General features: G+C 71.0%; 4 protein-coding genes. 3 read left to right on the top strand and 1 reads right to left on the bottom strand.

Annotation, left to right across the window (positions count from 1 at the left end):
• Positions 1-76: 76 nt before the first annotated feature.
• Positions 77-1,663 (top strand): glutamine-hydrolyzing GMP synthase, encoded by a 1,587-nt coding sequence (gene guaA, locus KY462_15145; GenBank protein MBW3579042.1) that lies wholly within the window; start codon positions 77-79, stop codon positions 1,661-1,663.
• A 21-nt stretch (positions 1,664-1,684) separates the two neighbouring features.
• Complete coding sequence (locus tag KY462_15150; protein MBW3579043.1) at positions 1,685-3,889, top strand: UvrD-helicase domain-containing protein; 2,205 nt, start codon at positions 1,685-1,687, stop codon at positions 3,887-3,889.
• Between the two features lie 304 nt (positions 3,890-4,193).
• Here KY462_15150 and KY462_15155 read toward each other — a convergent pair whose 3' ends face one another.
• Positions 4,194-5,477, bottom strand: coding sequence for an HNH endonuclease (locus KY462_15155; GenBank protein MBW3579044.1), 1,284 nt, complete (start codon positions 5,475-5,477; stop codon positions 4,194-4,196).
• Positions 5,478-5,976: 499 nt separating this feature from the next.
• Here KY462_15155 and KY462_15160 point away from each other — a divergent pair.
• Positions 5,977-6,281: hypothetical protein (locus tag KY462_15160; GenBank protein MBW3579045.1), on the top strand; the 305-nt coding region annotated here is incomplete at its 3' end.

The raw sequence follows: 6,281 nt of genomic DNA on the forward strand, positions 1-6,281 counted from the left end.
GTTGGACGACTTCGCCGACGCCGATCGCAGGTGACCTGCAGGGTCTGGTCACGTGGGCCCCGGTAGCCTGCGGCCGATGACCGCCCCGTCCGACGAGATCCGCGATACCCGGTTCGACACGGTCCTGGTGGTGGACTTCGGGGCCCAGTACGCGCAGCTGATCGCCCGCCGGGTCCGTGAGGCGCACGTCTACTCCGAGATCGTGTCTCACACCATCACCGCCGACGAGGTCCGCGCCCGGCGCGCCAAGGCGATGATCCTGTCGGGCGGTCCGGCCAGCGTGTACGCGGAATGGGCGCCCCGGCTGGATCCGGACGTGTTCGCCGTCGGCGTGCCGATCCTTGGCATCTGCTACGGCCAGCAGCTGATGGCCGACACCCTGGGGGGCACCGTCGCGAGGACCGGCATCCGCGAGTACGGCCGCCGCGACCTCACCGTCGACGACCCCGGCGTCCTGTTGGACGGCACCCCGCCACGCCAGCCGGTGTGGATGAGCCACGGCGACACGGTCACCGCCGCCCCGCCCGGGTTCCGCGTCACCGCGCGGACCGAGACCGCCCCGGTCGCGGTGTTCGAGGATCCTGACCGCGGCATGTACGGGGTGCAGTACCACCCGGAGGTGTTCCACACGACCTACGGCCGGGAACTGCTCAAGCGGTTCGTGTACGACGCGGCCGGGTGCCGTCCGACCTGGACGCCTTTGAACGTGATCGACCACGCGGTGTCCGCGGTTCGTGCGCAGGTCGGTGACCGTCCGGTGTTGTGCGGCCTGTCGGGCGGGGTGGACTCGGCGGTGGCGGCGGCGCTGGTGCACCGGGCCGTCGGCGACCAGCTGACGTGCGTGTTCGTCGACCACGGCCTGCTCCGCCACGACGAGGGACGCCAGGTCGAGGAGACCTTCCGCGGCCACTTCGACGTCAACCTGGTCCACGTCAAGGCCGAGGACCGGTTCCTCGACGCGCTGGCGGGCGTCACCGACCCGGAACGAAAGCGCAGGATCATCGGCGAGCAGTTCATCCGGGTGTTCGAGGAGAGCGCCCGTGATCTTTACCTCGGCGATCAGCTGACCGCGCCGACCAGGAAGTTCCTGGTGCAGGGAACCCTCTACCCGGACGTGATCGAGTCCGGTAGCGACACCGCCGCCACCATCAAGAGCCACCACAACGTGGGGGGGCTCCCCGCCGACCTGGACTTCGAGCTGGTCGAGCCGCTGCGACTGTTGTTCAAGGACGAGGTCCGCCACCTCGGCGAGGAGCTGGGGCTGCCTGAGGCGATGGTGTGGCGCCAACCGTTCCCCGGTCCCGGGCTGGCCGTGCGGATCGTCGGTGAGGTCACCCGCGACCGGCTGGGGATCGTCCGCGCCGCCGACCGCATCGTCCTGGACGAGCTGCGACGCGCAGGGCTGGAGCGCCATATCTGGCAGGCGTTCGCGGCCCTGCTCACCGTTCGGTCGGTGGGCGTCATGGGTGACGAGCGCACCTACGGACACCCGATCGTGGTCCGTGCAGTGACCTCCGAGGACGCCATGACGGCCGACTGGGCGCGCCTGCCCGACGAGGTCCTGGAGCGGATCAGCGGCCGCATCATCGGGGAGGTCGAAGGCATCAACCGCGTCGTGTACGACATCACCTCCAAGCCGCCCGCCACCATCGAGTGGGAGTAGGCCCCCGGTACCCTCCGCGCCATGCCCGAGCCCAGCGCGCCGCCGGTCCCCGTCTCCGAGGACCTCGTCGCGGACCTCAACCCCGCGCAACGTGAGGCGGTCACCGCCGTCGACGGGCCGGTGCTTTGCATCGCGGGCGCCGGGTCGGGCAAGACCCGCGTCCTCACTCACCGCATCGCCCACCTGATCCGCGACCTCGGCACCGACCCGTTCTCGATCCTGGCGATCACGTTCACCAACAAGGCCGCCAGCGAGATGCGCGACCGGGTCGGTGACCTGGTCGGTTCCCGCCTGTCGGAGCGGATGTGGGTCACCACGTTCCACTCGGCGTGTGCGCGGATCCTGCGCCGCGAGGCGGGGCGGCTGGGGTACACGTCGACGTTCACGATCTACGACCAGGCCGACGCCGTCCGCCTGACCACCCAGGTCATGAAGGACCTCGACGTCGACGAACGGGGGCTCACGCCCCGCGGTGTGCACCACGCCATCAGCGCCGCCAAGGACACGCTCGTCGACTTCGACACCTACGCCGTCCGCGCGGGCGACCACGTCGAGCGACGCATCGCCGAGGTCTACCGCGAGTACCAGAGTCGCCTGCACCGCTCGAACGCGGTGGACTTCGACGACCTGATCGTCAAGACCGTCGAGCTGTTCCAGCTGTTCCCTGACGTCCTCGACCACTACCGGCAGCGGTTCGCCTACCTGCTGGTCGACGAGTACCAGGACACCAACCGGGCCCAGTACCACCTGGTCAACCAGCTCGCCGACGCTCACCGCAACGTGATGGTGGTGGGCGACAGCGACCAGGGAATCTTCGGCTGGCGGGGCGCGACCATCCGCAACATCCTCGACTTCGAGCGGGACTTCCCCGAGGCGCGCGTCGTCGCGCTGACTCGCAACTATCGCTCGACCCAGACCATCCTCGACGCAGCCAACGCCGTGATCCGCCACAACACGGTCCGCCACTCCAAGGAGCTGTGGACGGAGCGGGACGCCGGTGAGAAGGTCGTGCGCTACCGCGCGCAGGACGAACGCGACGAGGCCGCGTTCGTCGCCGAGGAGGTCGAGCGGCTGGTCACCGACGGGTACCGCTTCGGTGACGTGGCGGTCTTCTACCGCACCAACGCCCAGTCGCGTGTCCTGGAGGAGGTCTTCGTCCGCGTGGGGACGCCGTACCGGGTGGTCGGCGGGGTGCGGTTCTACGAGCGCAAGGAGATCAAGGACATCCTCACGTACCTGCGGGTGCTGGTGAACCCGGCCGACGACCTGTCCGCCCGGCGCATCCTCAACGAGCCGCGTCGCGGCATCGGGGCCAAGACCGAGGAGTGGCTCGACCTGCACGCGACCCGCCAGCGGATCGCGTTCCTCGAGGCGTGCCGGCAAGCGCAGGACATCCCCCAGCTCGGTCCACGCCAGGTCGCTGCGGTCACGACGTTCGTGGACATGCTGGACATGTTGCGGACGCTGGCGCTGGACATCCCGGTCCCGGAGCTGATCGAGGAGACCTGGACGCGGACCGGCTACCTGCAGGAGCTGCTGGCCAAGCGCACGGTGGAGGCGCTGGGACGTGAGGAGAACCTCCGGGAGCTGCAGTCGGTCGCCCGCGAGTACCACGAACGCAGCCCCGACGGTGGTCTGGAGGGGTTCCTCGAGTCGGTGACGTTGGTGACCGACCAGGACGAGCTGCTGGACATCGAGAAGGACCAGGTCGAGCGCGACCAGACTGCGGTGACGTTCATGACCCTGCACACCGCCAAGGGTCTGGAGTACCCGGTGGTGTTCATCACGGGGATGGACGACCGCGTCTTCCCGCACGTCCGGTCGCTGTCGGAACCCGAACAGCTGGAGGAGGAACGTCGGCTGTGCTACGTGGGGCTGACCCGGGCCAAGGACCGCCTGTACGTCGCCCACGCCGACCACCGCACGCTGTGGGGAGGCACGTCGTACAACCCGCCGTCGCGGTTCCTTTCCGAGCTCCCCGAGCGGGTGGTCGACGTGCGGAGCGACGAGCGGGGCGCCGCTGCACGTCGCGTCCGTGACCGCGAGGCGCTCGAGTTCGATGGGATCCAGTTCCGGGTCGGCGACGCCGTGCGCCACAGCCGCTTCGGGCGCGGTCGGATCCTGGAGGTCGCCGGCGACGGCGAGTCCGCCGAGGCCCTGGTCGACTTCCCAGAGGTCGGCAAAAAGCGTCTGCTGCTGCTGTACGCCCCGCTCGTCAAGGAGTAGGTCGCAGCGCGGAACCGTCCGGCGGGTGTTGCCCTTCCGCTTGAGCCCGGCTATGGGCCAGCCGCGGGCGGTCCCACACGTGCTCCTCGGCTCCCCGGTGGCGCCCCGGCCAGCCGCGCGTAATCGCTCCCGCCCAGCGTTGCATCACGCAGCTGGTTGGACGCGCTTCGACGTGACCGCGCTTGACCGGGGCGTTGCCTGTTCGCGCCGGGCGGCCAGTGAGGCGGCGCTGGGTCGGTTCGTTCCGGGTTGCGGGGGTCTGCGGCGGCGTGGGGTGGGGGCAGGGGTGGGGTCGTGGTGGGGGTCAGGGTGGTGGTCGTTGGTGGGCGGTGCCGTCGGGTGCGGTGAACACTGCGGTGTTGTCGGGGTGCAGCGCGACTCTCCAGGCGTGGTGGTGGATCAGATCGTGGCAGGCCCAGCAGACCAGGACGAGGTTGTCGAGGTCGGTGGGTCCGCCGTGCTCCCACCAGGTGATGTGGTGGGCCTGGCAGTGTGAGGCGGGCGCGCCGCAGCGTCGGCAGCGCCGGTCGCGGGCCACCAACGCGTTGATCTGGGCGGTGGAGGGGTCGCGGCGGGTGCGTCCCAGCCACAGGGGGGTGCCGTGCCGGTCGACCGCGACGGGGGTGAGGTCGGCGGCGCACGCCAGCCTGGCGGCGGTGGTGTTGGACACCGCGCCGGTGTGGGCCAGCTCGGCTACCGCCGCGCCCGCGCGGTCGTCGACGTTGACGTGGGGGTCGCCGGTCGGGTCGCGGTGGGTGACCAGCACCAGGATGTGGGGGCGGCGGCGGGCGACGTCGGGTAGCTGGTCGTGGTCGAGGGCGATGCGGGCCAGTTGCACCAGAGCGTCGGCGCGGCGCTGGTCGGGGGTGCGCCGCTGGTCGGGGGGCACGTCGGGGGGGTCGGGGCGCATCAGCGCCCCGATGGCGGTGGCGACGATCTCGGCGCCGACCTGCGACAGGCGGGCGTGCAGGTGCACCATCCCGTGGTGGTCGGGGGGTGACAGGCGCGCGGAGCGCCGCGCGTGCGCGGCGCGTTCACGGGCGGCGGCGGCGTCCTGGTCGGCGGCGATCGCCAGCTTGCGCGCCTGCAGCTGCAGCTGTCGGGGGTCGACACGCTGGGCGGCGGCCAGCAGCTGCTGCGCGGCGCCGGGCAGGGCCCGTACCGCCTCGTCGGCGAGGGTGTCGGCCAGGACGTCGGCGTGACGTTGGGTGATGCGCCCCTCGTCGAACGCGGCCTGCACCGCCGGCAGGTCGTCGAGCTGGCGGGCGGTGCGCACCTGGCGGGCGGCGTCGCGCCGGTCCTGGCGCAACAGGCCACCGGCGAGCTGGTCGACGGGGGCGGGGCCGGCGGCCGTCTTGGGGCGGCGGCGGTCGTAGGAGGCCAGGCAGCGTGCCCGCCACGCCGCCAACCGCTCGGCCTGGCGCTGGGCCTGCTCCAGCGCCCCGGCGAGCTGGTCGAGGTCGAGGCGGTCAGGGTCGACACCGGTCAGCTCGTCGACCGCCGCCTCCAGCACCGCCACCGCCCCGGTGCCGCTCTCGTCGACCAGTTGGCCGACCGGCGCTTGCCTGGCCGCCACCGCCGTGCCCACGCTGACTCCGATGCTCCACGCCGAGCACCTGCCGCTCGGCCGTCTCGAACTGGTGTTCGGCCACGACCGTAGCAACCGGGTGAGACGCGGAGCAGGCCGAAGCCGACCGGGTGTGGACACCGGGTTGCGTCACCGGAAGATGGTGCGGAACTGAGCCGCACCCCACAGACAACGCTGCAGTAGTGCCCAATCGGGATAGACCGCGACGGATCCGGCAACGGCATAGCAGCGTTATGCATGCGCAAGTCGTGTTGATGCGTGGACGACCTGGTTGCTTCGGCGGTCGCGCGGTGTAGACTGCGCGGCTGTGCCACGACCGGCTCTGGTTCGCTCCCGCAGCGGATCCAAGTCGCCAAACGCTAGGCGGCAAATCGAGAGGGAGGTTCGGCCCCAGGACGGAGTTTCCCGGGCGCCAACCGCTTGCGGAGATCCCATGACTGCTCTGCCTCCTCGACAGACGGCCGATTCGCCCTCCGGCTCAGGACGGCCCAACGATCCCTTGGAGCCGGACCCCGCCGCGCCCGCCCGCTGGCGGATCATCGTCGGCGTTGCTGTGGTGGTGGTCCTCGCCGTGCTGCTAGCCGTCGTCCTGCTGCGCGATACGAGGACCCCGTCGAACCCTCGCACCGATGCTGTGGACGGTGCCGCCACCAACCCGGACGCGCCAGAGCTACCTGGCCGAGGATCGGCATCGTTCACCCCGAGCGACGAGCCGCCACCGCCGCTCGACGGTTTGGTCGGCGACGACTACGAGCAGGTCGTCCGCACCCACGAGGCCTACCGGGAGTGGCTGTTCGAGCATCC

Source organism: Actinomycetota bacterium (assembly GCA_019347675.1).
In the GTDB taxonomy this organism is placed as follows: Bacteria; Actinomycetota; Nitriliruptoria; order Nitriliruptorales; family JAHWKO01; genus JAHWKW01.

Coding starts and splice junctions, on each gene's coding strand:
- guaA (MBW3579042.1), top strand. CDS start 77: ATGACCGCCCCGTCCGACGAGATCCGCGATACCCGGTTCGACACGGTC.
- KY462_15150 (MBW3579043.1), top strand. CDS start 1,685: ATGCCCGAGCCCAGCGCGCCGCCGGTCCCCGTCTCCGAGGACCTCGTC.